The sequence below is a fragment of the Ruegeria sp. C8 genome (genome assembly GCF_056537565.1).
In genome coordinates this window covers 148,638-174,922 of sequence record NZ_JBQFRV010000004.1, presented here as the reverse complement: position 1 = coordinate 174,922, position 26,285 = coordinate 148,638, and the positions used below count along the sequence as shown (strand labels likewise).

The following is a 26,285-nucleotide window of genomic DNA, read 5'->3' as shown; positions in this document are numbered from 1 at the left end:
ATGAAAGGCTGGGCGTGACACCGGACGAGATCGAGGCGCTGTTTACGCGCGAAAGCGGAGAGTTCCTGTTTGCGCGGTGGGGTCGTCCCATTGTACCGATCGTTTTCGGTGTCGAGGATGAGACGCTGGCAACCGTCAAAGGCGCGTTCGAGGCCGTGGTGACGCTGGCCGGTCACAAGATGGCCGAAACGGACCCAGAGCTGGGCGCCAATTGCATGGTCTTTTTCTTCCGCGACTGGCAGGAGTTGCTGGAGGTTCCGGATCTGGATCGTCTTGTCCCCGATCTTGCGCCTTTGGTTGAGCGTCTGGTGGCAGCGGATGCCAATCAATACCGCATCTTCCGGTTCGAAGAAGACGGCGCGATCCGCGCGGCCTTTGTGTTTCTGCGCGTGGATAAAGAGCTGTCCAAAGTCCCGGCCGAGACTCTGGCGCTCAGTCAAGTGGTGCAGACCATTCTGCTCTGGTCGGATACGGCGTTTCGAAAGCAATCGCCTCTGGCTGTGGCGGGTGAGGCGACGATCCTGCGCCCGGATATTGCGGGCCTGATCCGGGCCGCTTACGATCCGATTTTGCCGGGGTCGGCGCAGGATGCCTCGTACGCGCTTCGCCTGTTTGCCCGGTTGGAGCTGCCGCAATGAAGCACATCTTTCCAGTTCGCGTTTACTATGAGGACACCGACATGGGCGGGGTCGTCTATCACGCGAACTACCTGCGCTACATCGAACGTGCGCGCTCGGACTGGGTGCGCCGTTTGGGCAATGACCAGAACGCCATGCGGGATGAGGGGATCGTCTGGGTCGTACGGCGGGTCGAGGCGGACTACCTGTCACCCGCCAAGTTTGACGACGAATTGATCGTCGAAACTGAAGTGACCGAGATTTCCGGCGTGCGCCTGACCATGGCGCAGCTTGTGAAACGGGGTGAGACCGATATTTTCCGCGCTTCGGTCACGGCGGTTTGCATCAACAAAGACGGCAAACCAATCCGCCTTCCGGCAGAGATTCGCGCATTGATGTAACATTTTCGCAGCCGGGGGTGGTTCTGTTGGCTTTTCAACCCCAACTGCGTTAGCGTTTGGCAAAACAAGGCCAAACAAACGGCCATCAGGCAAAAAAGAGCAGGTTCATGGAAGCTGAAACGCTGGCGCTGGCGCAGGAGATCGATTTCTCCATGTGGGGGTTGTATGCCCGCGCGACCTTTATCGTAAAATTGGTGATGCTAATGCTGATCGCGGCGTCGATCTGGTCTTGGGGCATCATCATCCAGAAGCTCATCAACTACCGTGCGGCTCGGCGTGAGGCGCAGAAATTTGATGAGAGCTTCTGGTCTGGCAACCCGCTCGATGAGTTGTTTGAGCAGATCGGCTCGCAGCCCGATGGCAGTTCTGAGAAGATCTTTGCGGCAGGTATGATCGAATGGCGCAGGTCGCATCGCACGGATGGCGGTTTGATCGCCGGGGCGACGGCTCGGATCGACCGGTCCATGGATGTGGCAATCGCGAAAGAAGCGGAGACACTGCAGAAAGGTCTGCCGATCTTGGCGACTGTCGGCTCAACCGCTCCGTTCATTGGTCTGTTTGGTACGGTCTGGGGCATCATGAACGCCTTTATCGAGATTGCCGAGCAGCAGAATACCAACCTCGCCGTTGTGGCCCCCGGCATTGCCGAAGCTTTGCTGGCAACTGGTCTTGGCCTGCTGGCCGCGATCCCAGCTGTGATTTTCTACAACAAGCTCAGCGCCGATAGTGACCGAATCGTCGGAGGCTATGAGGCCTTTGCCGATGAATTCGCCACCATCTTGTCGCGCCAGTTGGACAGCTAACCATGGGGGCCGCGGTTCAGCAAAGCTCGGGCGGGAACGGACGTAGGCGCGGACGGCGGCGTGGTCGCGCCCAGCCGATGGCTGAGATCAACGTCACGCCGTTTGTCGACGTCATGCTGGTGCTGTTGATCATCTTCATGGTCGCAGCGCCTCTGCTGACCGTTGGTGTGCCGGTTGACCTGCCCAAGACTGCCGCAAGCGCCTTGCCCGGCGATAGTGAGGAACCGCTGACCGTCACGCTGACCGCCGATGGCCGTATTCAGATCCAGACTACGGATATCGCGCGCGAAGAGCTGATCGGACGTTTGCGCGCCATAGCGGCTGAGCGCAGCAGTGACCGTGTCTTCCTGCGGGCGGATGGGGCGATCCCCTACGCGCAGGTGATGCAGGTGATGGGCGCGTTGAATGCGGGCGGGTTTTCGAATGTGGGTCTGGTGACGGATACCGGCGGGCCGACGCTGGACGATGGGTAAAGGTGGGGTCGCGCGGTGGATACCGGCACCAAGATTTCAGCGATTGCGCATGTCAGCCTGATCGGCTGGGCGTTGTTCGGCGGCACCTTCCGATCCGAGCCGCTGCCGACACAAGTGCAGGATGTTTCCGTGATTTCGGCTGAGCAATTCGCAGCGCTCACGGCGCAGCGCGATGCGCCTGAGTTGCCGGAGTCGCCGGGTACTCTGGAACAACCCGACGCGCCGGAACCTGAGGTCAGCACCCCCGAGGTGACACCGGAAGAACAACCACGTCCTGAACCGGTGACGCCCGCAGAGCCGGAGCCTGAGACTGTCCCCGAAACGGTCGAGGTTCCGCCCGAGCCTGAGCTACCCGAAGAACCTCCGACATTGACGGAACCGGAAACGGCCGCCTTGCCGGTGCCGCCGGGACCTGAAGCGCAACCCAGCCCGGCTGAGCGTGTCGCCCCCGAGGCCATCGCGCCGCCTCCGCCCGAGGCTGAACCGGCCGAGGTGGAAACGCCCCCGGTCTCACTGGATGAAGGCGCTGAGACGCAGCAAGAGCAACAAGATCAGACGGCCCCGGAAGAAGCCGCGCCCGAGATCGTGACTGAGGCCGAAGAGACCAACGAGCCAGCGCCTCTGACCTCGCCGCGTCCGCGTGTGCGGCCCAACCGTCCTGAACCCGCGCCTGAGGTTGCAGAAACCCCCGAACCGGCCCCGGAAACGCCCACGCCAACGCCTGCGCCGGACAATAGTGACGCCATCAATGACGCGTTGTCCGAAGCATTGGCGGGTGGAACTGAACCCTCCGGCCCACCGCTCACCAGCGGTGAAAAGGACGCGATGCGCGTTGCGGTCTCGCGTTGCTGGAATGTTGGATCGCTGTCGACCGATGCGCTGAACGTGGTGGTAACGGTTGCGTTCTCACTCAATCGAGATGGCACGATTATCAGCGAGAGTATTCGTTTGCTGAATAGCTCTGGCGGCGCTTCGGGTGCCGAAAATCAAGCCTATCAGGCGGCCCGACGCGCAATTTTGCGCTGTGGCGCGCGTGGATATGATCTGCCTGCTGACAAATACAATCACTGGCAGGATATTGAGATTACATTCAATCCCGAGAGGATGCGGATCAAATGATGAAATTTCTGACCAGCCTCTTTCTTGGGCTGACCCTCGTGTCGGCTCCGGTTTACGCTCAGAACAGCCCCCTGCGGTTGGAAATCGACGAAGGCATCATCGAGCCGATGCCCTTTGCGGTTCCCAACTTCGTGCCCGATGGCCCGGCAGCGACGCAGTACGCCAACGATATCTCGCGTGTCGTCGCAGCGGATCTGACCGGAACGGGGTTATTCCGCGAAATCTCCTCGGACGCGTTTATCAGCCGGGTCAGCAGCTTTGACGCTCCGGTCCAGTTTGCCGATTGGAAAGCGATCAACGCGCAGGCTTTGGTGACAGGGGCGGTGAACGTCTCGGGCAAGCGGCTGACGGTTCGGTTCCGGGTCTGGGATGTGTTCTCGGGACAGGAGCTTGGAAACGGCCTGCAGTTGGCGGGCACCACAGATGGCTGGCGGCGCATGGCGCATAAAGTCGCTGATCAGGTTTACAGCCGGATCACCGGTGAGGGCGCCTATTTCGATAGTCGCGTTGCGTTTGTGTCAGAAAGCGGCCCGAAGAACCAGCGCCTCAAACGGTTGGCTATCATGGATTATGATGGGGCCAATGTTCAGTATATGACGGATAGCGCGGCCATCGTTCTGGCCCCGCGCTTTTCGCCGACTGGCGAGCAACTGCTCTATACCAGCTATGAAAGCGGCAGCCCGCGGATCTACATTCTGGATGTCGGTCGTGTGCAGCGGCGCGAGCTGCAAACGCAGGACGGCACCATGAGCTTTTCTCCGCGTTTTTCGCCGGACGGGCGGTCGATTGTGTATTCGCTGATTCAGGGCGGCAACACCGATCTTTGGCGGATGGATCTGGCCTCAGGCCAAAGCAGCCGCCTGACCAACACGCCTGCGATTGAAACCGCGCCCAGCTATTCGCCGGATGGAAGCCAGATCGTGTTTGAAAGCGACCGCTCGGGCACGCCGCAGCTTTACGTGATGGCGGCAAATGGGGGTGAAGCGACGCGGATCAGCTTTGGTCAGGGGCGGTATGGTACGCCGGTCTGGTCGCCACGCGGTGATTTGATTGCCTTCACCAAGCAGAACAAAGGTCGGTTCCATATCGGCGTGATGCGCACCGATGGCAGCGAGGAGCGCCTGCTGACATCGTCCTTCCTCGACGAAGGCCCGACGTGGTCGCCAAACGGCCGCGTCATCATGTTCACGCGCGAGACGCAGGGCGCAAGTGGACGGGCGACGCTCTATTCCGTGGATATCTCGGGTCGAAACCTGCGCCCCGTGCGCACGCCGGATGGCGGCAGCGACCCGTCCTGGGGGCCATTGCAGAATTGATCGCCGCCACTGCGCGGCAAAGTTCACAAGAAACAGTCGCTGTGATAGACAGGCGGCAACAAACAAAACAACGAGGCACTTGAGATGAACGTATTGGGCAAAATCCTGGCCTTGGGCGCGCTGAGCGTGGTCGCGGCCTGTACCAACAATGATCCTTCGGCTTTGGGTGGCAGCGGCGCTGGTGGTAGCGGCTCGATTGTCGCGGGCTCTCCTAGTGATCCGCGCTCACCCGCCTATTTCCAGCAGACGGTCGGGGATCGTGTCCTGTTCGCGGTCGATCAATCCACCCTATCGCCGCAGGCACAGACGGTGCTGCAAGGGCAGGCGGAATGGCTGCTGGCCAACCCGGATTACGTGGCAACCATCGAAGGTCACGCGGATGAGCAGGGCACGCGTGAGTACAACCTTGCGCTGGGCGCACGTCGGGCCAATGCGGCGCGTGAATACCTGATTTCGCGTGGGGTCGCAGGCAATCGTCTGACGACGGTCAGCTTCGGCAAAGAACGCCCGATCGAGATTTGCAGCACCGAAGATTGCTATTCCAAAAACCGCCGCGCGGTGACGGTGCTGACCGGTTCAACCTTGGGGTAAGACGATGAGAGTTGCAGGATGGGTTCTGGCCGCAGTTGTGGCAACAGCGGGCGTGGCGCAAGCACAGGATCAGCAGACCCTGGCGGATATCCGGCAGGAGCTGACGGTGCTTCATGTCGAGATACAGCGCCTTAAGCGTGAGTTTTCGACCACCGGCTCTCCCGCGCCGAACCTGTCCGGAAGCTCGATCCTTGAACGGGTCGATGCGATAGAGGCCGAGCTGCAGCGCCTGACCCGTCAGACCGAGCAACTGAACCAGCGTGTCCAGAACATCGTGACCGACGGCACCAACCGGATCGGCGATCTTGAGTTCCGTCTGGTTGAGCTGGAAGGCGGCGATCTATCGACACTGGGTGAGACCTCGACTTTGGGTGGTGAAGGGGAATCCACCGCTGCGGTAACACCCGCGCCGACGGAGCCGAACACTTCGGACCAGGGCGAGCTGGCCGTTGGCGAGCGAGCGGATTTTGACGATGCGTCGCAGGCGCTGGCCGATGGTGATTTCCAGACTGCTGCCACGATGTTCGCACAATTTGACACTTCATATCCCGGTAGCCCGCTTGCACCCGAGGCGCATTTGAACCGCGGTAAAGCGCTCGAAGGGCTCGGGGATACGCGCGAGGCCGCGCGTGCATTCCTCGCCAGCTTCACCGGAGATTCCGAAGGTGCCGTGGCGCCCGAAGCTCTGTTCGAACTTGGCGCAGCTTTGGGCCGTTTGGGCCAGACCGATCAAGCCTGCATCACCTTGTCCGAGGTTGGCGTGCGCTTCCCTTCCTCGGGTCAAGCCTCAAGTGCGGTGCAGGAAATGGCCTCCTTGGGGTGTTCTTGACCCCGCCACTCGACACACTGACATCCGACCTGCGCGCCCGGTTGCCTGAACGTTTGCCGGAGCGTCTGGGCATCGCGGTCTCGGGCGGAGGGGACTCGGTTGCCCTGATGCACCTTTTGCACCGTATTGCGTCGGATGAGGGGGGGGAACTATTCGCCGCCACGGTCGACCACGGTTTACGCGCTGAGTCCGCGGATGAGGCCCGAACGGTTGCAAAACAGGCCGCCGCGTTGGGTATCCCCCACGACACTTTGCGTTGGCAGGGCTGGGATGGTGCAGGCAACCTGCAGGATCAGGCTCGGCAGGCGCGGTATGCCATGCTGACCGATTGGGCGAAGCGCAACGACATAAAAGCGATTGCGTTGGGCCATACGGCGGATGATCAGGCCGAAACGCTTCTGATGCGACTGGCCCGTTCAGCCGGCGTCACGGGGTTGTCGGGTATGCCAAGCGCTCGGACCCGCGATGGGATCGACCTGTTGCGCCCCATGCTGGGGATCACTCGGGACCGGCTGCGGGCCTATTTGATCGAGATTGGCACGCATTGGGTCGAGGACCCCTCGAATCAGGATACCAGCTTTGATCGGATCAAGGCGCGGCAAGCCGTGTCGGATTTAAAGCCGCTTGGTATTTCGGCCGAAACCCTGACGCGCGTCGCCGACAACCTTACACAAGCGCGTGAGGCGTTGGAACGTTATGCGCAGGACTCCGCCCAACGGGTTGCTACGGTCGATGCCGGGTCCGTTGTGCTGGATCGCGATTGCTTTGCCGCGCTGCCCGAAGAAATCCGCCGCAGGGTTCTGGTTGGCGCAGTGGCGTGGATCGCAGGGGCGGGTTACCCGCCGCGCCAATCAGCAGTGGATCAGGCCTTGCAGGCCATTCTGAACGGAGATTCTGGTGCAATTGGGGGCTGTTTGCTGTTTTCTCAGGCAGAAAAACAGTGGATCTGCAGGGAATTCAACGCGGTTGATGGCCTGACCGCGAAAATCACGGGTACATGGGACGCGCGATGGGTGCTGTCCGGCCCCGATATTCCGGGCGCTGAGATTCGGGCACTTGGTGAAAACGGCTTGCAGATGTTGCCCGACTGGCGCGCCACCGGGCGTCCACGGCTTGCTTTGCAAGCGTCCCCAGCGGTTTGGAGGGGCGACATTCTTGAGGCCGCACCCCTAGCCGGATTCGCCAATGGCTGGCGCGCTGATCTGGTCCCTGATTGGCCTGAGTTTCACGCATCTTTTTTATCGCATTGAACCTCAGCCAATCCTCTCTATTTTAAGAAGCAACCCGGCAGGTCCTTGTCTGCCGAAATCTTTTAGGAGAATTTCCTTGGGCAACGCTCGTAATATCGCCTTCTGGGTCGTTCTGTTCCTGCTGATCCTTGCACTGTTCAACTTGTTCAGCGGACCTGGCGGGACACTTCAGGGCAATGAACGCACCTATTCCGACTTTGTCAGCGCCGTTCAAAGCGGTGAGGTCAAGAACGTCACGCTGGATGGTGAGCAAATTCGCTACACCACACAAAGCGGCGCGAATTACACCACAATCAAACCCGGCGACGCCGAGGTCACGAAACTGCTGATCGATGAACAGATCCCGGTCGAAGCGGTCAAGCAGCAGCAATCAGGCTTCCAGTCGTTCCTGATCACTCTGCTGCCCTTCCTGCTGCTGATCGGTGTCTGGGTCTATTTCATGAACCGGATGCAGGGCGGCGGCAAAGGCGGCGCGATGGGCTTTGGCAAGTCCAAGGCCAAGATGCTGACCGAAAAGCACGGCCGCGTGACCTTTGATGACGTTGCTGGCATCGACGAAGCCAAGGAAGAGCTGGAAGAGATCGTTGAATTCCTGCGCAACCCGCAGAAATTCAGCCGTCTGGGTGGCAAGATCCCAAAAGGTGCGTTGCTGGTTGGCCCTCCGGGTACCGGTAAAACGCTTCTGGCCCGTGCGATTGCGGGTGAGGCGGGTGTGCCGTTCTTCACCATCTCAGGCTCTGACTTCGTTGAAATGTTCGTGGGTGTCGGTGCGAGCCGTGTCCGCGACATGTTCGAGCAAGCCAAGAAGAACGCGCCTTGTATTGTGTTCATCGACGAAATCGACGCTGTTGGTCGCCATCGTGGTGCCGGCTATGGCGGTGGTAACGATGAGCGCGAACAGACCCTCAACCAGTTGCTGGTCGAGATGGACGGTTTTGAGGCCAATGAAGGTGTGATCATTCTGGCCGCGACCAACCGTAAAGACGTTCTGGACCCGGCTCTGCTGCGTCCCGGACGTTTCGACCGGAACGTGACCGTTGGGAACCCCGACATCAAAGGCCGTGAGAAGATCTTGGGTGTTCACGCGCGCAAGACGCCTCTGGGCCCTGATGTTGACCTGCGCATCATCGCGCGCGGTACTCCGGGCTTCTCGGGTGCGGATCTGGCAAACCTCGTGAACGAGGCCGCGCTGATGGCCGCCCGTGTGGGCCGCCGCTTTGTCACCATGGAGGACTTCGAGAACGCCAAGGACAAGGTGATGATGGGGGCTGAGCGCCGCTCGATGGTGCTGACCCAGGATCAGAAGGAAAAGACCGCGTATCACGAGGCCGGCCACGCCGTTGTTGGTCTGGAACTGCCGATGTGCGACCCAGTTTACAAGGCAACGATCATTCCGCGCGGTGGCGCGCTAGGTATGGTTGTCTCTCTACCGGAGATGGATCGCCTGAACTATCACCGTGATGAGTGTGAGCAGAAGCTGGCCATGACCATGGCGGGCAAGGCGGCCGAAGTCATCAAATATGGCGAAGACCATGTCTCGAACGGCCCGGCGGGTGACATCATGCAGGCGAGCCAGTTGGCGCGCGCGATGGTGATGCGCTGGGGTATGTCGGACAAGGTCGGCAATATCGACTACGCCGAAGCCCATGAAGGCTACTCGGGCAACACTGCTGGTTTCTCGGTCTCGGCCCATACCAAAGAGCTGATCGAGGAAGAGGTGAAGCGCCTGATTCAGCAGGGCTATGAGCGCGCTCACCAGATCCTGACCGACAAGAGTGAGGAATGGGAGCGTCTGGCGCAGGGCCTGTTGGAATACGAAACCCTCACCGGCGACGAGATCAAGCGTGTCATGAACGGGGATGCGCCGACCGAAGGCGATGACGAGGGCGACAGCCCGGATCAGGGCAGCGCGCCCAGCGTCACGGCTATTCCCAAGACCAAACCCAAGAAATCTCCGCCCGAAGGTGGGATGGAGCCGGAGCCAACCGCTTAAACATATAAACCCGAGGTCCAGACCTCGGGTTTTTTCTTTTCATCCACCAACTGCTGGTCATTATGCGGGCAAATGGATGAAGAAGGAAAACCCCATGCCGTTCCTGCGTGAAACCGAATACTCTGCCGAGGTCGTCTGGTTGGGGCGCGTCCCGGCCGGTCAGTCGCTGCGCGCTCAGCCCGTTGAGACGTTGGAGTTTGGCTTTGAAGGGGTGCAGGGCGAACGGCACGAGGGGCTCAACCGTGCTTCATGTGTGCGTGTCAGCAATGTCTACCCGAAAGGCACCGAGATTCGGAATGTCCGTCAGGTGTCGATTCTGTCAGCCGAGGAGCTGTCCGAGATTGCCGCCGCGATGGAGATGGACCATCTTGATCCGTCCTATTTGGGGGCCTCGATCGTGTTGAATGGCATCCCTGACTTTTCTCATATCCCGCCGTCCTCGCGCCTGCGGTCCGAGGCGGGTTTGACGATTACAGTGGATATGGAAAACGCACCTTGTGTCCTGCCCGGACGTGAGATCGAGGCGGATCACAGCGGCTACGGTGCCGCCTTCAAACCGGCCGCGCAGGGGCAGCGGGGGGTCACCGGCTGGGTCGAGCGGCCGGGGGACCTGCATATCGGCGATCGTTTGCAGCTGTTTGTTCCCGATCAGCCGCTCTGGCAGCCATAGCGCTCATTCGTTTCCGATTGGAAACGCTTGAAATTAAGCGACGCCGTTTCGCGGCACGAATATGTCGGAATCCTTAGCCACTGCTTGGGTATGCAACTGTATGGGTTTCACAGCACCGACGCGCCGCGTCGGTTTTGCACGGCATTCAATCAGGGACCCTGCCCAATGAGCTACAAATCTGACATCGAAATCGCGCGCGAAGCGAACAAAAAGCCGATTCAGGAAATCGGCGCAAAGATCGGCATCGAATCCGCCGATCTGCTGCCTTACGGCCACGACAAAGCGAAGGTCAGCCAGGACTTCATAAACTCGGTCCAGGACCGCGAAGATGGCAAGCTGATCCTGGTCACCGCGATCAACCCGACCCCTGCGGGTGAAGGCAAGACCACCACCACCGTGGGTCTGGGCGATGGCCTGAACCGCATCGGCAAAAACGCGATGATCTGTATACGTGAAGCTTCGCTTGGCCCGAACTTCGGCATGAAGGGCGGCGCTGCAGGTGGTGGTTACGCTCAGGTTGTTCCGATGGAAGAAATGAACCTGCACTTCACAGGTGACTTCCACGCGATTACTTCGGCGCACTCGCTACTGTCGGCGATGATCGACAACCATATCTACTGGGGCAACGAAGCTGAGATCGATGTTCGCCGCGTTGCATGGCGTCGTGTGGTCGACATGAACGACCGCGCTCTGCGTCAGATCACGGCCTCTCTGGGTGGCGTGTCGAACGGCTTCCCGCGTGAAGCAGGCTTTGACATCACCGTTGCGTCCGAAGTTATGGCGATCCTCTGTCTGGCAAACGACCTGAAAGACCTGGAAAAGCGTCTGGGCGACATCATCGTTGCTTACCGCCGCGACAAGACCCCGGTCTACTGCCGCGACATCAAGGCAGAAGGCGCAATGACCGTTCTGCTGAAGGACGCCATGCAGCCGAACCTGGTGCAGACGCTGGAAAACAACCCGGCCTTCGTCCACGGCGGCCCGTTCGCAAACATCGCGCACGGCTGTAACTCGGTCATCGCGACCAAAACCGCGCTGAAAGTTGCTGACTATGTCGTGACCGAAGCGGGCTTTGGTGCTGACCTGGGTGCCGAGAAATTCATGAACATCAAGTGCCGCAAAGCCGGCATCGCACCGTCGGCCGTTGTTCTGGTTGCCACCGTGCGCGCTATGAAGATGAACGGCGGCGTTGCCAAAGCCGATCTGGGTGCCGAAAACGTCGACGCGGTTCAGTCTGGCTGTGCCAACCTCGGCCGTCACATCGAGAACGTGAAGTCCTTCGGTGTGCCGGTTGTTGTCGCGATCAACCACTTTGTCACCGACACCGACGCCGAAGTTGAAGCGGTCAAGAGCTACTGCGCCGATCACGGTGTTGAGGCGGTTCTGTCGCGTCACTGGGAACTTGGCTCAGAAGGCTCGGCGCCTCTGGCTGAGAAAGTTGTTGAAATCGTTGAAGGTGGCACCGCGAACTTCGCGCCGATCTACCCCGACGACATGCCTCTGTTCGAGAAAGTCGAAACCATCGCCAAGCGCATCTACCGCGCGGACGAGGTTCTGGCAGACAACAAGATCCGCAACCAGCTGAAGGAATGGGAAGCCGCCGGATATGGCAACCTGCCAGTCTGCATGGCGAAAACCCAGTACTCCTTCTCGACCGACCCGACCCTGCGTGGCGCACCGACCGGCCACTCGGTTCCGGTACGTGAAGTTCGTCTGTCCGCAGGTGCTGGCTTCATCGTGGTTGTCTGCGGTGAGATCATGACCATGCCGGGTCTGCCGCGCAAACCTGCCGCTGAGACAATCCGTCTCAACGAAGAAGGTCAGATTGAGGGCTTGTTCTAAGCCGATTTTTAAACCATCTCGTGGTCCGGGGATTACACCCCGGGCCATGAGGAGATCACGATGCCCACTCTGACACCGCCGCAAGACTGTGAGACGATGCAGGACTTGCGCGTTCAGATCGACAAGCTGGACCGCCAACTGATCGAGATGTTGGTGACGCGCGCGGGATATATCGATCGCGCCTCGCAGTTGAAGCCAGGCGAAGGCCTTCCGGCCCGAATCCCGGACCGTGTCGAAGAGGTGGTGCAACGTGTGCGCGCAAGCTCGGATCAGTTGGGGATGGACCCGGATCTGGCCGAAAAGCTTTGGCGCATTTTGATTGATTGGTCGATTGCCCGCGAAGAGCGTGTGATTGGACCCGACTGAACACCCGGGCGCTCTGCGCCCGATCCGTTTTTGGAAAGAAGGGATCACAGGATGGTAGCCCAGGTTATCGACGGCAAAGCCTTTGCGGCGAAAGTGCGCGCGCAAGTGGCCGATCAGGTTGCAAAGCTGAAAGAAGAAAACGGCATCACGCCCGGTTTGGCCGTGGTTCTGGTGGGCGAAGACCCTGCAAGCCAGGTTTATGTACGCTCAAAGGGTAAACAGACCGTTGAGGTCGGCATGAACTCCTATGAGCACAAGCTGGACGCCGACACCTCGGAAGAGGACCTGCTGGCGTTGATCGACGAGCTGAACAACGATCCTGCGGTTCACGGTATTCTGGTGCAGCTGCCTCTGCCCAAGCACCTGAACGAAGACCTGGTGATCAACTCGATCGACCCGGCCAAAGACGTCGATGGCTTCCACATCTCGAATGTTGGCCTGCTGGGCACCGGTCAGAAATCGATGGTTCCCTGTACCCCTCTGGGCTGCCTGATGATGCTGCGCGACTATCACGGTTCGCTGTCGGGTATGGATGCGGTTGTGATTGGCCGCTCGAACATCGTGGGTAAGCCGATGGCGCAACTGCTGCTGGGTGACAGCTGCACCGTAACCATAGCGCATTCGCGCACCAAGGACTTGCCGGACGTCGTGCGCCGCGCTGACATCGTTGTGGCCGCCGTAGGCCGCCCTGAGATGGTTCCGGGTGACTGGATCAAAGAAGGCGCGACCGTGATCGACGTTGGCATCAACCGCATTGAGCGTGACGGCAAAAACAAGCTGGTCGGTGACGTCGACTACGCCAGCGCCGCTGAGCGTGCGGGCGCGATCACTCCGGTTCCGGGTGGCGTGGGTCCGATGACCATCGCCTGCCTGCTGGCCAACACTCTGACCGCGTGCTGCCGTGCCAACGGCCTGCCAGAGCCCGAAGGCCTGACAGCCTGATCACTATCGTGTCGGATCGCTCTTAGCGGTCCGACCCTGACGAGACGCGGGCCGGAGCAGCGGCCTGCGCCCAAACCCATGCATGAATTGTGTTTTACAGGACCTCAATTCATGATATCCGTTATTTCCCAGTCAGTTGCCGAGTAAATACCGTGGCCGTCCAAGATGTCCTGACTGGGTCTTGGGCCGCTGTTCTGTAAGTATGACGTTAAACATCGGGCTATTGCGTTCTCATTGCACTCCACAGCGGGTGGTCGCAGGTGTTGTTTTCCTGCCTTTGCTTGCCTACGTATTCCCTCCATTTCTGGCCGCAGAGCTGTCTTTTCCCCTGCGTTTGCTGTTCTGGGCCGGTGTTATGGTGTTGGCATTGGCCGCCATTTGGGGCGCCCGGAGTGTGATTGAACGACATCAGGTTTTGGAGCAGTTGCCTGCGCGCGATCTGGCCTATGCGGTCGTGATTCTTATGATGTTCACTCCGACCCTCTGGCTAATGGCGTGGTTGCTGTTCACCTGGGGTGGTCATATGGCGCCCGAGATGGCGACTGTTGCCAGTTACGGTATATTGTTTGCCACAGGCCTGTTGCTGGTGCGTCGGGCTGAATGGCATGATGGCCAGGTCGAAGCCGAGCCTGAGCTAAAGCCTATGCCACGGCTCGCGCGCCGTCTGCCCGAGAGTTTTCAGGGTGAGTTCTACCGCCTGACCGTGCGTGACCACAATGTGGACGTCGTTACCTCCGAGGGGACTTTTACGATCCGCTCACGCTTTACCGATGCCATAGACGAGATGGAGCCTGTTGCAGGCCATTGCTCGCACCGGTCGCATTGGGTGTGCGATGAGGCTGTGGCGGGTGGTGTACGGTCCGAGGGCAAGATCTTCCTGCGTCTCGTCAATGGCGATCTTGTTCCGGTCAGCCGTAAGTACCGGCCGATGCTGGAAGAGGACGGCCTGATCTGAGGCGCTGCACGACGTCCTTCCGTCTCAGCGAGGCATTGGGATCATCTGCGGTTTAGGGCCCGTTAGGATTGCCAATGCCTTCGGTCCCATCAGACCAGTCAAAACCTGATCCGAGCTGCGCAACCCGCCTGTGTAGGTGCCAAAGGCGGGCAGGATCAGACGATTTGAATCGAACAGAAAAGCCGGGCGTGTAATGCTGCGGCCACGCGCGCGCAGCGTGGCCTTTGGGTGATAGTGACCCGAAATCTCGCCTTTTGCCTCGGACTGCGCGATATGGCGAAAGGTGAGTGTGGCGCAGTTCCACTCGGCCAGATGCGTGCCGCCGAGCTCCACCGGGCCGGGATCGTGATTGCCTTCGATCCAGATCCAGCGACGCCCGGCTTGCAGGGTGGCAATGCGCAGCCTCTCGGCGCTGGGAAGCGATAGAGAGGCATCCAGATCATCAAAGCTGTCTCCCAGGCAGATTACGGTTGCGGCCCGCGTAAACTCCAGATCTTTGGCCAGCCTGTCCAACGTGTCCTGACTCTCATAAGGCGGCAGGATCGCGCCACCGCGCCGGGCCATGCGTTCGGATTTGCCGAGATGCAGGTCGGAGACACACAGCAATTGCCGCTCGGGCCACCACAATGCGCCTGAGGGTAGGGCGCTCAGGTTCTGCCCGGCAAAGGAAAACTCAGTCTTGTTCATGGAACGTTCTTCGCGCGTTTTGCGTGCCCGCGCAAGGTGGATCAGAGCGTATCCAGCCCGGCCGCCTGCAGCAATCGCGCGCTTTCTTCTGCCAGCAAGCGTTCTTCGGCGACCCCTTTGACCGGGATTTTTCCAACTTCAAGGAACAAGGGCGCGGCCAGAGGCGATACGCGGTCCAGCCGAACCAGATCAATGCGGTCGCCAATCCGTTCCACCATCGCCTCGATCCGGCCAAAATCGACGAGGCCGCGCATCGCTTCTTCTCGGGTGATCTGCATCAAAAGGTGGTCGGGGTCGTATTTCAGTAGCGTATCGTAGAGGATATCTGACGAAAACGTGGCTTGCCGCCCGCTTTTGCGTTGCCCGCCGGTGTTGCGCTCGATCAGGCCCGCGATGGTGGCCGAGGCGCGAAAGGTGCGTTTCATGACGGCATTGCCCGCCAGCCATGTGTCCAACCCGTCGCGCAGCGCATCAAGCCGAAACAGAGGCGTTGGATCGGTCACGGCATCCAATCCCCAGATCAGGGTCGCGTAGTCGGTCGCAACAAATCCGAGAGGGGCAAGGCCTGTTTCCTCCATCCGCTTGGTGAGGAGTAGGCCCAAGGTTTGTTGCGCGTTGCGTCCGGCGAAGCCGTAGACACAAATATGCTCGCGCCCGTCGCTGGGAAAGCTCTCGACCAGCAGGCGGTTGCGTTGGGGCAGGCGAGAGACATGCCGCTGCAACTTCAGCCAGCCGGCCGTGTGTTGCGGCAGCTGAGGCCAGTCGGCCTGCGCGAACATGCGCAGGATACGGTCGCTCAACTGCGTTGAAGTAGCGAACTTGGTCCCCGCAAACGTGGCGATCTTGGGCTTCTTGTCGGCACGGCGGCTGACTTCGACCACAAGCTCGCGCAGGCCTTCGTAGCGCACGATCTGACCACCGATCAGGAAGGTGTCGCCGGGGGTCAGAGTGGCTGCAAAGGCTTCCTCAACCTCGCCCAGCGGCTTGCCGCCCCGACTGCGTTTCAGGCGAACTTTCAGGGTATCGCTGTCCTGAATGGTGCCGAGGTTCATCCGAATGCGGGCTGCAGCGCGGGGGTCTCGTAGCTGCCACAAACCGTCTGAGCGTTGCTGCAACCGTTGCCATCGGTCGTAGGCCCGCAGGGCATAGCCGCCGGTCGCGCAGAAATCGACACAGTCGTCAAACTCGGGCCGGGTCAATTGCGCGAACGGCCCGGCCGAGGTCATCTCGGTAAACAGTGCATCTGCATTGAATGGCCCCGCGGAGGCTGCGATCAGAATATGTTGGCACAGCACGTCTCGGGGGCCTGCGCCGCGCGGCTCTCCGTCCAGATCATGGGCTTTTGCGGCCTCAAGGGCGGCCACGCATTCGACCACCTCAAACCTGTTGGCAGGGACCAGCAAGGCTTTGGACGGCGCGTTGTAGCGGTGATTTGCCCGTCCGATTCGCTGCACCAGCCGTTTGACGTTCTTTGGCGCGCCGATCTGGATGACCAGATCAACGTCACCCCAGTCGATGCCTAGATCGAGGGAGCCGGTGCAGACGATGGCGCGCAGATCACCTCGGACCATGGCGGCCTCGACCCTCTCGCGTTGCTGGCGATCCAGACTGCCGTGATGGATTCCGATGGGCAGGCTGTCCTCGTTTGCAAGCCACAGATTGTGAAAGAAAATCTCGGCCTGCGCGCGGGTGTTGTGGAAGATCAGAGTCGTCTTGTGTTGGCGGATTTGGTCCAGCACTGCCGGGATCGCATAGGCCGCGCCTCCGCCCGACCATGGCGGCATCTCGGCCGTTTCCAGCATCGCGATGTCGGGATCAGGGCCGGGGTCGGCTTGAATGATCTGACACGGGTCGGGGTGACGGGCCAGAAAGCGGGCAATGGCCTGAGGGTCCTCGACCGTGGCTGACAAGCCCACACGCCGCATGTTCGGGCACAAAGTCTGGAGCCTCGCCAGCGCCAACATCAGTTGATCCCCGCGTTTGCTTTCGGCCAAAGCGTGGATTTCATCGACGATCAAACGCTGCACCCCATCAAACATGCGCGGAGCGTCCTCATATGAGGTCAGCAGAGCCAGACTCTCAGGCGTGGTGAGTAGGATATGCGGCGGGTCGGCGCGCTGGCGTTTTTTCTGCGTGGCTGAGGTATCGCCGGTGCGGTCCTCGATGCGGATGGGCAAGCCAATCTCTTCCACGGGCGTGCGCAGGTTCCGTTTGATGTCTGCTGCAAGGGCCTTGAGGGGCGACACGTAGATCGTATGCAACCCGCTTTGCACACCATCCGAAAGCTCGGCCAATGAGGGCAGAAACCCCGCCATCGTTTTGCCGCCGCCAGTGGGTGCAATCAGCAAAGTGGCCGGGTCTTGCGCCCGGTCGAACATGTCCTGCTGATGAGGGTGGATGGTCCAGCCCTTGGTGCTGAACCAAGTGCCGATCCGGGCGGGAATCTGCGTCATGTGCGCAGACTACCTCTGTCATCCCGGAAATGGCACGACGTTATTTGACGATTTTCTCGTCTTTGACGAACATGTTGGCCCAGGCGCGGTCGATCAGGTCGGGGCTCATCTGATAAGGAATGCCCTCGAACTCACAGATCGAGATCATCTGGTCGATCAGGAAGATCGGCTGGTAGTTCGCATAGATGTTGTCGATGGTCGGGTATTTCACCTTCAACAGATGCACCAACGCGGCCTCATCCAGCGGCATTCCGCGTTTGCGGGCGACCATGGCGAAGATCTTCAGGAAGTTCTCTTGGTTAGGACCATCAATCTTGATCTTGAAGAAGATTCTGCGCAGGGCCGCCTGGTCGAAGATCTCATTCGGGTGGAAGTTGGTCGAGAAGATCACCAGCGTGTCGAAGGGAACCTCGAACTTTTCACCCGATTGCAGACCGAGGATATCCTTGTTCTCTTCCAGCGGAACAATCCAGCGGTTGACGAGGGCCTGAGGGGGTTCGGCCTGTCGTCCAAGGTCGTCCACGATAAAGATACCGCCGGTCGATTTCAGCTGCAGCGGGGCCTGATAAGTCCGCGCGGTGGGGTTGTAGACCAAGTCCAGCATGCTCAGCGACAATTCACCACCGGTCACCACGGTTGGGCGCTCGCACTGAACATAGCGCGAATCGAACCTCTTGCGGCGGCGCAGGCTGTTGGGGTCGTCAGGCTCCTGTTCAATCGCAGTATGTACGATTGGATCATAAACGGTGATTACCTGACCGGCATACTCGATGGCGTAGGGGACATAGACATTGTCACCCAACGCGTCGCGAATACCGTTCGAGATCGAGGACTTACCATTCCCCGGAGGGCCATACATCAGGATCGAGCGGCCCGCGCTGACCGCGGGGCCGAGGTGATCCAGCAGGCTGTCGGGCAAAACCAGATGGCCCATCGCATTGGTCAGCTGGTCTCGCGTGACTTGAATATTGCGGATCGACTGGCGTTTGACCTGCTCGCGATACACATCCAGTGGTACGGGCATCGCACCGAAATACTCCGACTGGCTTAGAGCGTCCAATGCTCGGGCCTTGCCAGCGTCGGTCAGCTGATAGCCCATTTCATTGCCACTATTGGCGTTAAGGGTGCCTGTGGCTTCAAGCAGTTTTTGGTCACGCGCAATGTCGATCAGTTCCTGCGTGACAGAACCGGGCAGGCAGACGGCCTCGGCCACTTCGGTCACGGTGCTGGCGTTCTTGCGAAAGATCGTCTTCAGCAAAATGTCCCGCATCATCACCAGCGGGAGCTGCATTTCACCCAAACCCTTCGGGGCTGGGGGCGCCATAACTGCGGAGGTCTGCATATTCATGAGCGGGACTCGTCTGTTCTGATGTCACACCAAAAGCCCCAAAGCGGGCCAGTTGTGTGAAATCTGGCGCAGCTTTGTGGCGGGACCAAGGCAGTGACAAGGCGCGCAGATGATAGTTTACGATCCGAGAACAGTCCCAAGAATCAGATACATGGCAAGCGAACCGGACAGGGCCAGCCCCATCGGGAACTTTTTGCCTTTGTCCCAGCTCTCCCAATGTGGGGCAATCGTGCGAAGCCTTGTGTGCTTGGCCAAACGGTGGGTCGCTACGGCCCCCAAAGTACAGGCCATCAGAATAGCCATGAGTAGAATCATATCTGCGAACCAGATGAACGGAGCGGCTGCGGCCAGAAATTTGGCATCGCCCGCGCCCATCGCTCCGGCGGCGTTCAGGATGATTCCGGCGAGGAGAACGATGAATATGTGTAGGAATTGCCAGACATAGATAGGCAATGCGATACCAAGAGGGCCGATCTGCCCTCCAATCAGTCCCGTCGACCACGGAGGCAGCACAAACAGCCCAATGACGACATAGACCAGAACCAGCGCCGAGACGGCGTGGTTCTTTATCTTCATTTCACGCATATCCGTGAACGCGACGTAAAAGCAGATCGGCAGCACAAAGGGCAGAAACCATGCTGCCGCATAGGCCGGTATCGCCATGTGTCAGCTTTCCTCGAGCGCGCGAAGCGAGCGGACGGCTTCATCGAAATGCTGGGGATGGGTCGCAATCGCCTCGCGGAGGAGGTTCTTGCCAGTTGTCGTATCCCCTTGTTTCACCGCAGAAATTGCCATCGTATTCAACAGCCGGGCGCGTTCAACCTGTGTCATGGGCACCACCGGCAGGCTGTAATTCCCCTGCGCCGACCGGGCCAGAACCAGATTGTTCTTGGCTGTAAACAGGCTCTTGTCCTGGCGGACGGCCTCGGTGAACAGGCGTTCGGCCTCAGCATATTGTCCGCGGGTCAGCTTGGAATAGCCCCAGTTGTTCATCACACCACCCGGGCGCGTGGTCAGGCCCACGGCCGTTTCATAGAAGTGATCGGCGCGTTTCCATTCCTTGCGGGAATCCGCGACGACGGCTTCAAGCCGGTAGCGCTTGAACGACTCATGAGTCGGGGGGACCGAGTTCAAAACGGTGTGGGCCGTGTTCCAATCCCCATTGCGCACCAGCGCATCCGCGTATTCGACCCGGTCGGCCGCATTGGCGCCGTTCATGGTCGTCACGCGTTTCCACGCGGCGGCCGCCTCGGTCGAGCGTTTGGCGCGACCCAGCGAGATCGCAAGCCCGCGCTGCAGGTCGATCCGGTCGGGGTTTTTGGCGGCGGCATTGTGGAAATAGGTGACCGCCTCGTTGGGGTCGGCCGCGGTCAGAAGCACGTCGTTCAGGTTGGTTTCGTCAATGACGTTCACTTCCTGAAACGTACGTTCAACCTTTTCCTCTTCGGTTTCTTTTGCACAGGCGGACAGGATCAACCCAGTGACCACGAGTGACGGAATCAAGAATTGTTGGCGCATTTTTGCGTCCTTTTACTGCTCTTGCCTCGATTACTGGATTTTGCGTAGCGAAAATTGCCCGTCGCCTAGCTGCTCCAGCGTATATTCTTGTTCTTGGTCAGTATTATTAACAGGATTTTCCATTTTTGCGATAGCTAAGCGAAGATTGTCGCGGATTGCGTCACTTTCGCCATTGTCCAAGGCAAACGCCCGTCGAAACACCTGTTCCGCTTCGGGGTATTGTCGCGTCTCCATCAGCAGGACACCCAAATTGTTCCAGGCGATGGGCCAGTCCGTGTCATCCTCGACCGCGCGGCGCAGAAGGGTTTCGGCCTGCCCCAAACGACGCAGCCCCAGATTTGCCGTTCCCAATGAGGTCAGAACCTGCGGCGTCATCCCTTGTTCCAGCGCGGCGCGGGTAAAGCTGTCGAGGGCCAGCTCATATTCTCCGGCGGCCATCAGGCGGTTTCCTACGGTGATGTTGTCTTCGGCTTGTCCCGTCGGATCTATACCCGGCGCATCGAGGTCATCCGACAGGCTCCCTTCCGTGCAAGAGGCCACCATGGCGAAAACCATGATGGCCTGAAAACTTCGGCGAAGCCTAAGCAAGGCACAGCCTTTTTCTGGGAGCATCGAAGTTACATCATCCTCCGAAGTTCGAAATGACGCTTGCAGAAGGCCCCACCAGAATTATCAATAGAGGCGGTACCGTTAGGGTCATTGTGACCAGAGTCATCTTGGTAGGCAACTTGTTTGCGGCTTCTTCTGCACGCATCACACGTTTGTCACGCATTTCGGCAGCATAAACACGCAGAGCCTCAGCAATAGAGGTACCAAACGTGGCTGATTGGATCATCACGGTCACAAACGCTCTCACATCCTGAACGCCGCAGCGCGTTCCAAAGTCACGCAATACCGTATCCTTGTCCTTACCAGCTTTCATTTCATAGGCAACGACTTCGAATTCCTGCGCAATCTCCGGGTAAGAGCTTTTCATTTCCGATGCAACGCGCACGATCGCTTGGTCGAGGGACTGACCGGCTTCCACGCAGACCAGCATCAAGTCCAACGTGTCCGGAAAGGCAGATGTAATGGCTTCACGTCGCTCTTCAACGCGACGAGTAATCCAGTATTTCGGTATGAAATACCCAATCCCGCCCGGAACCAGAACACGGATCAACAATTGGGTTCCAGTGAACTCCTGATCGCCAGCAAATACCGTGACCCATACAACTCCGAGGAGAATACCCAGGATACCCAGAGCGAATTGAGCGAAGTGAAAGAACCGGACCGCGTCCTTGGATTGATACCCCGCTTGACGCATTGTTAGCTGAATGGCCGACAGCTCTTCTTCGCTTTTGGGCTCAAGGAAAGTCGCAAACTTTTCCAGCTGCTCGTTTCGACCGCTTTGACGCAGTTGATCCTTTTTGGATTTCTTCGGCGTTTTTGGCGGGGCGTTCGAACGTTGAAGTTTTTTGAGGGGATCCTCAGGCTGGTTCAGCATCAACAGAACCGCCACGGCTACCAGAACCACGCCGAGTACACCGACCACGATCAGGGGGCCGAACTCTCCCAGGTGCTGCGCCAAAGTATCATTGATGGAGGCTAGAAATTCCATGACACAGACCTCAAACCTTAATGTTGGTGATCATTTTCATAACGATCAGGTTCAGTGTCAGCATGATGCCAACGATGAAACAGCATGGGATAAACCAGGGGTGGTCAAGAACTTCGTCATAGTAGTCTGGCGATTTTACCAAAATAAAGACCAGACAGAACAACGGGAATCCCGAAAGGAATTTGCCGGACCATTGCGCCTCCGCGGTGATTGCCTTGACACGGCGGAACAGGCGGAAACGTGCACGGATCACCTGGGCCAATCCAGCCAGAATTTCGGCCAGGTTACCACCTGACTGCTGCTGGATGCCAACTGCGACCGCTAGAAAGCGCAAGTCTTGCATGTCCAGTCGCTCTGCCATGTCTTTGAGGGCCTCGCCCACGTCACGACCATAGGCGCACTCATCTGCAATTACACCAAATTCGGTTCCAAGGGGGTCCTGAACTTCGTTTGCAGCGATCTGAATTGAAGACACGAAAGGGTTACCGACGCGCAGTGAGCGGACCATAAGCTCGACTGCGTCGGGCAGTTGTTCTTCGATCATGCTCATGCGTTTTTTGGCTTTGCTACTGACCCACATGAAGACGCCACCAACACCGATGGCGATCGAAATAGCCGCGCGCAGCACAGTTTCAGTTGCCGTGCCAATACTCAAGCCAACAAAGGCAAAAGCCGAAACAAGACCCATGATCATGATCAGTTGTCTTGGCGTGAACGCGATGGCGGCCTTTTGGGCCTTGTCAGCAAGCAGCGAATACAGAGGGATGCTCTGCGTTTTCATATGCTGCTGCATTTCCTTGCGCAGCTGTTCCAGAACTTGCTCGCGGCCCGCGCCCTTGTCGAGCATGTCCAGACGACGGTTGACCCGGCTGTTCAGGCTGATGGATTTGCCGAACGCCACAAGATAGATGCCTTCCACCAGGGCAAGAACGCCCACGAAGATGGCGACATAGATGAGAGCCTCCATAGGCAATTGCATGTCGTAATCTCCTACATTGTGGTTGGGTCGTAGATGGACGAGGGCAGGTCAAAGCCCCACAGGCGGAAGCGCTCGGAATAGTGGCTGCGCACGCCGGTGGCGGTGAAGTGACCGATGATTTTGTTATCGGGTGTCAGGCCAACGCGTTGGAAACGAAAGATTTCTTGCATCGAAATCACATCGCCTTCCATCCCGGTGATTTCGGTGATCGAGGTCATGCGGCGCGAGCCATCCTGGAGACGGCTGGCCTGAACGATCAAGTTCACAGCGCTTGAGATCTGGCTGCGAACCGCCTTGATCGGCATTTCGATCCCCGCCATCGCGATCATGTTCTCGAGACGCGAGATACCATCCCTTGCCGAGTTTGCGTGGATTGTGGTCATTGAGCCGTCGTGGCCGGTGTTCATCGCCTGCAGCATGTCGATCACCTCGGCGCCACGAGTCTCACCCACGATGATGCGGTCGGGACGCATCCGCAGGGCGTTTTTCAGACAATCGCGGGGGCTGACCTCACCTTTTCCTTCAACGTTTGGCGGGCGGCTTTCCATCCGGCCGACGTGAGTCTGCTGAAGTTGAAGTTCCGCCGTATCCTCGATGGTCAAGATACGTTCAGCGTCGTCAATAAAGCTCGAAAGCGCGTTCAGAGTAGTCGTTTTACCGGAACCCGTACCGCCCGAGACGATGATATTCAGGCGTGTCGAAACGGCGGCTTGAAGATAGGCGGCCATTTCTTCGGTGAACGCGCCGAAATTGACCAGATCATCGATACCCAGCTTGTCTTTTTTGAACTTACGAATCGACACCAGCGAGCCGTCAACAGCGATCGGAGGGACCATCGCGTTGAAACGCGAGCCATCGGCCAAACGGGCGTCGACATAAGGGTTGGATTCGTCAACACGACGACCCACTGCGGACACGATCTTGTCGATAATCCGCATTAGGTGTTTTTCGTCTTTGAACGTGATATCGCTGATTTCAAGCTTACCCGCACGTTCGACAAAAATCTGTTGTGGGCCGTTCACTAGAATATCGTTGACCGTGTCGTCGCGAAGCAGGGCCTCAAGTGGGCCGAGGCCTGTGACCTCGTCGTAAAGTTCCTTGTTCAGCTGCGCGCGGTCGTCGCGGTTCAGCACGATGCTTTTGGCTTCCAGTACCTCGCTGGCAATCGCGCTGATCTCAGTGCGAAGCTCGGCCTCACCCGCGTTTTCAAGGGCGGCGAGGTTCAGGTTTTCCAGAAGCTCCCGGTGCAGCTCAATCTTGATCTCACTCAGGCGCTCTTTCCGTTTGCGGTCGCGGTCGGCGCTCGTGACTTCGCCAGTTTTCTTCTGAACGGGCTTGCGTGCAACTGCTGTTGCCGTTGGCGCTGCGGGGGCCGCTTCGGGCGCTTTGGCCGGAGTTTCGACCGGCTGCGCATCAGACGCTTTCTTATATCTGGAAAACATGGCGGCTCTTCCCTTAGGGTTGTATTATGCGGCCTCGGCGTCGTTGCTGCCGAGGCTGTGGAGCGACTTTGCAAGCTTGGCAATTTCGCGACGCAGCGGGTTTTTAGCGGCCGAACTGGCCAATGGCAGGCCATGATCGCCGCTTTGCATCACCGGCTTGCCCCCATCGGGCAATTGCAGGTCGATTGAAATTCCGAGACTTTCGCCCATACGTTTTATGCGCCCCTTGCCGTTTAGATCGGTGAACTTGGGGGCCCGATTTAGGGCGAAGCGCAATTTGTTGAACGGCAGCTCTTCGGCCTGCAAGGCGCGTTTCAAACGCAATGCGTTCTGAGCCGAGCGCATGTCCAGCTCGATCATGGCGAAATAAACATGAGCGGCCTGAAGAACGGTTTCTGACCACAAAACCAATGTCTTGGGCATGTCCACGATCACGTAGTCAAAATGCTTACGCGCCGTATCTATCACGCGCTGGATGTCTTCGGGTGTGATCAAATCCAACGGCACCATGTCGGATGGGGCCGTCAAAACCTGCATTTTTTCTTCATAGCTTTGAAGGGCTTGCGAGAAGACCTCATCATCCATTGACGCTGTGTCGGACAGCATCTCGAACACGGTTTCACGGCGTGGCAGGTCCAAATAGGTCGAAACCGTGCCGTATTGCAGATCCAGGTCGATCAGACAGACAGAAGGTGCGTCCTTGTCCGAGATTGTGGCTAGTTCCCAGGCCAGGTTCACAGCCAGTGTCGTGGAACCAACGCCGCCCGCCAGACCTTGTACAACGAACAGAGCGCCTTCTTTTGATTCGCCACTGGTCAGAGTGGCAGCGGCTGCTTGTGCTGCAACCACAGGATCGGGCTTGTTCATTCGCTCGATCGCTTCGTTCAGTTCGCCTTCGGGAAGCGGGTAAGGGACAAATTCATCCGCGCCTTTGCGCAAAAGCTGGTGTAGCGAGGCGGGGGTCACGTCCTCGGCAATAAGCACCACTTTGATCTTCTTGTCTTTTGCCTGGGTGATGATTTCGCCCATCAACGAGAGGTTGTCTTCATCTTCACCATCAATGGCCAGGGCAACGAATTCCAGTGTTTCTGCCTCAGGTTGGCTGAAAAACGCGAGAGCTTCGGCAAAGCCAAGATCGCCCCAACGCTCACCCAGAATTGTTTCCATGTCTTCGATCAGCAGATCGAAGTTTTGGACGTCCCGGCTGATCGTGCAGGCCAGAATTCCCGAGTCGTTGTCTTGCGGCGTCGCGCTACTCATATACACAATCCTCGTAGAGAGGGCTTGGCATTTCATGCGAACGTGTACGCTCGGGTAGATTTGCTGTCGCCCCAATGCGGTCAATTTTGGCCGCAGGTCACCCTATTGTTCACAATGTCGCTTGGAAGTTGGGCGAGAATTTGGCGCAAAAGAACCAATTGTAGGGAAACGGGCGACGATGTCGCCCGTTCAGATGGGATTATCCACCGCCGCCGCCAGTTGCGTCGACTTGTTCGACTGTAGAACCGGAAGCTGCGCTTTCGACGTATTCGCGATAGATGACATCAGCATACTTGCCGTCCAGCGTTTGTGGTGCGCGATCCACAAAGCCCGAAACCTCGGTCACTGTCCGGCGATTCCGGCGATCGCGGTTCGTTGTAGCAACCAATGGGCGCGTTTTGCCGAAAGAAACCACCGCCTCTAATCGAGACCGCGAGATTCCCTGTTGGGCAAAGAAGGACACAACAGCCTGTGCCCGACGCAAGCCAAGGCTCTTGTTATAGCTGGCTGAGCCCACTGCGTCCGTGTGGCCATACACACGGAACCGTGCTTCAGGGAATTGTTTGATCCAATCCGCCTGCTGCAACAGAATACGTTGGGCCGACGCATCGAGCTGTGAACTGTTGAAGGCAAAGTTCACTTGGCTGGGGACTTCAGCGGCGAACCGGCGGCTCAGAATCTGAGCGTATGTCAGCTCACCGTTCATGACCTGCGAATTGTTCAGCGTCGCGTTGCCAAAGGTTCCCGCATCAATTTCATACCCGGCTTCGCGTGTACATGCGGTAACTGCGACCGAAAGACCTAAGGTGAGTATCAACGTTTTCATTGGTCCTA

26 protein-coding genes are annotated in these 26,285 nt (G+C 58.7%); 15 read left to right on the top strand and 11 right to left on the bottom strand.

Features of this window, described 5'->3' with window-relative positions; all coding sequences use genetic code 11:
* The first annotated feature begins 14 nt into the window (after positions 1-14).
* The 15 genes from ACR0KL_RS07760 to ACR0KL_RS07690 all read left to right on the top strand — a co-directional run bounded on the left by ACR0KL_RS07760 (position 15) and on the right by ACR0KL_RS07690 (position 14,167).
* On the top strand, positions 15-638 hold the full coding sequence (locus ACR0KL_RS07760; protein ID WP_170677033.1) for a hypothetical protein: 624 nt from the start codon (positions 15-17) through the stop codon (positions 636-638).
* Positions 635-1,018: a tol-pal system-associated acyl-CoA thioesterase gene (ybgC, locus tag ACR0KL_RS07755; protein WP_170472006.1), complete on the top strand. Its 384-nt coding sequence runs from the start codon at positions 635-637 to the stop codon at positions 1,016-1,018. The genes ACR0KL_RS07760 and ybgC overlap by 4 nt, the downstream gene beginning before the upstream one ends.
* A 107-nt stretch (positions 1,019-1,125) precedes the next feature.
* Positions 1,126-1,821 (top strand): protein TolQ, encoded by a 696-nt coding sequence (gene tolQ / locus ACR0KL_RS07750; RefSeq protein ID WP_170377803.1) that lies wholly within the window; start codon positions 1,126-1,128, stop codon positions 1,819-1,821.
* A gap of 2 nt (positions 1,822-1,823) precedes the next feature.
* Positions 1,824-2,294 (top strand): protein TolR, encoded by a 471-nt coding sequence (gene tolR, locus ACR0KL_RS07745; protein WP_170472004.1) that lies wholly within the window; start codon positions 1,824-1,826, stop codon positions 2,292-2,294.
* Positions 2,295-2,309: 15 nt separating this feature from the next.
* Entirely contained in the window at positions 2,310-3,413 is a 1,104-nt protein-coding gene (locus tag ACR0KL_RS07740; protein WP_480776843.1) for an energy transducer TonB, read from the top strand.
* On the top strand, positions 3,410-4,729 hold the full coding sequence (tolB, locus tag ACR0KL_RS07735) for a Tol-Pal system beta propeller repeat protein TolB (RefSeq protein WP_170677037.1): 1,320 nt from the start codon (positions 3,410-3,412) through the stop codon (positions 4,727-4,729). The genes ACR0KL_RS07740 and tolB overlap by 4 nt, the downstream gene beginning before the upstream one ends.
* A gap of 84 nt (positions 4,730-4,813) precedes the next feature.
* A complete protein-coding gene (gene pal / locus ACR0KL_RS07730; protein ID WP_170462258.1) occupies positions 4,814-5,320 on the top strand; it encodes a peptidoglycan-associated lipoprotein Pal in 507 nt (168 codons plus the stop codon).
* Positions 5,321-5,324: 4 nt separating this feature from the next.
* Positions 5,325-6,149: a tol-pal system protein YbgF gene (gene ybgF / locus ACR0KL_RS07725; RefSeq protein ID WP_170677039.1), complete on the top strand. Its 825-nt coding sequence runs from the start codon at positions 5,325-5,327 to the stop codon at positions 6,147-6,149.
* On the top strand, positions 6,140-7,399 hold the full coding sequence (tilS, locus tag ACR0KL_RS07720; protein ID WP_480554729.1) for a tRNA lysidine(34) synthetase TilS: 1,260 nt from the start codon (positions 6,140-6,142) through the stop codon (positions 7,397-7,399). Before ybgF ends, tilS begins: the two co-directional genes overlap by 10 nt.
* Before the next feature lie 76 nt (positions 7,400-7,475).
* A complete protein-coding gene (ftsH, locus tag ACR0KL_RS07715; protein ID WP_170639309.1) occupies positions 7,476-9,392 on the top strand; it encodes an ATP-dependent zinc metalloprotease FtsH in 1,917 nt (638 codons plus the stop codon).
* A gap of 94 nt (positions 9,393-9,486) precedes the next feature.
* Positions 9,487-10,062, top strand: a complete 576-nt coding sequence (locus tag ACR0KL_RS07710; RefSeq protein ID WP_170677300.1) for an MOSC domain-containing protein — start codon at positions 9,487-9,489, stop codon at positions 10,060-10,062.
* A gap of 165 nt (positions 10,063-10,227) precedes the next feature.
* Entirely contained in the window at positions 10,228-11,904 is a 1,677-nt protein-coding gene (locus ACR0KL_RS07705; RefSeq protein WP_170471992.1) for a formate--tetrahydrofolate ligase, read from the top strand.
* Between the two features lie 60 nt (positions 11,905-11,964).
* Positions 11,965-12,270 (top strand): chorismate mutase, encoded by a 306-nt coding sequence (locus tag ACR0KL_RS07700; protein WP_170471991.1) that lies wholly within the window; start codon positions 11,965-11,967, stop codon positions 12,268-12,270.
* A gap of 51 nt (positions 12,271-12,321) precedes the next feature.
* Positions 12,322-13,212 (top strand): bifunctional methylenetetrahydrofolate dehydrogenase/methenyltetrahydrofolate cyclohydrolase FolD, encoded by an 891-nt coding sequence (folD, locus tag ACR0KL_RS07695; RefSeq protein WP_170677045.1) that lies wholly within the window; start codon positions 12,322-12,324, stop codon positions 13,210-13,212.
* A gap of 202 nt (positions 13,213-13,414) precedes the next feature.
* On the top strand, positions 13,415-14,167 hold the full coding sequence (locus ACR0KL_RS07690) for a LytTR family DNA-binding domain-containing protein (protein ID WP_170677047.1): 753 nt from the start codon (positions 13,415-13,417) through the stop codon (positions 14,165-14,167).
* Positions 14,168-14,191: 24 nt separating this feature from the next.
* Here the strand turns inward: ACR0KL_RS07690 and pdeM are convergent, their stop codons facing one another.
* From pdeM to ACR0KL_RS07635, 11 genes are all read right to left on the bottom strand, one after another.
* The gene (gene pdeM, locus ACR0KL_RS07685) at positions 14,192-14,854 is read right to left on the bottom strand and encodes a ligase-associated DNA damage response endonuclease PdeM (RefSeq protein ID WP_480554732.1); all 663 of its coding nucleotides are present in this window, start codon (positions 14,852-14,854) and stop codon (positions 14,192-14,194) included.
* Positions 14,855-14,895: 41 nt separating this feature from the next.
* Positions 14,896-17,307 (bottom strand): ligase-associated DNA damage response DEXH box helicase, encoded by a 2,412-nt coding sequence (locus ACR0KL_RS07680; protein ID WP_480776842.1) that lies wholly within the window; start codon positions 17,305-17,307, stop codon positions 14,896-14,898.
* 40 nt (positions 17,308-17,347) lie between these two features.
* Positions 17,348-18,655 (bottom strand): ATPase, encoded by a 1,308-nt coding sequence (locus ACR0KL_RS07675; protein WP_170471981.1) that lies wholly within the window; start codon positions 18,653-18,655, stop codon positions 17,348-17,350.
* A gap of 117 nt (positions 18,656-18,772) precedes the next feature.
* The gene (locus ACR0KL_RS07670) at positions 18,773-19,318 is read right to left on the bottom strand and encodes a prepilin peptidase (RefSeq protein ID WP_170677053.1); all 546 of its coding nucleotides are present in this window, start codon (positions 19,316-19,318) and stop codon (positions 18,773-18,775) included.
* Between the two features lie 3 nt (positions 19,319-19,321).
* On the bottom strand, positions 19,322-20,173 hold the full coding sequence (locus ACR0KL_RS07665; protein WP_170377835.1) for a tetratricopeptide repeat protein: 852 nt from the start codon (positions 20,171-20,173) through the stop codon (positions 19,322-19,324).
* 30 nt (positions 20,174-20,203) lie between these two features.
* Positions 20,204-20,785, bottom strand: a complete 582-nt coding sequence (locus ACR0KL_RS07660) for a tetratricopeptide repeat protein (protein WP_480554734.1) — start codon at positions 20,783-20,785, stop codon at positions 20,204-20,206.
* Positions 20,786-20,795: 10 nt separating this feature from the next.
* Positions 20,796-21,770, bottom strand: a complete 975-nt coding sequence (locus ACR0KL_RS07655; protein WP_170639316.1) for a type II secretion system F family protein — start codon at positions 21,768-21,770, stop codon at positions 20,796-20,798.
* 10 nt (positions 21,771-21,780) lie between these two features.
* Positions 21,781-22,749: a type II secretion system F family protein gene (locus ACR0KL_RS07650; protein ID WP_170471973.1), complete on the bottom strand. Its 969-nt coding sequence runs from the start codon at positions 22,747-22,749 to the stop codon at positions 21,781-21,783.
* A gap of 11 nt (positions 22,750-22,760) precedes the next feature.
* Positions 22,761-24,191, bottom strand: coding sequence for a TadA family conjugal transfer-associated ATPase (locus tag ACR0KL_RS07645; RefSeq protein WP_170677055.1), 1,431 nt, complete (start codon positions 24,189-24,191; stop codon positions 22,761-22,763).
* Between the two features lie 24 nt (positions 24,192-24,215).
* Complete coding sequence (locus ACR0KL_RS07640; RefSeq protein WP_170471969.1) at positions 24,216-25,451, bottom strand: CpaE/TadZ family protein; 1,236 nt, start codon at positions 25,449-25,451, stop codon at positions 24,216-24,218.
* A 199-nt stretch (positions 25,452-25,650) separates the two neighbouring features.
* Complete coding sequence (locus ACR0KL_RS07635; protein ID WP_170471968.1) at positions 25,651-26,277, bottom strand: OmpA family protein; 627 nt, start codon at positions 26,275-26,277, stop codon at positions 25,651-25,653.
* Positions 26,278-26,285: the final 8 nt, after the last annotated feature.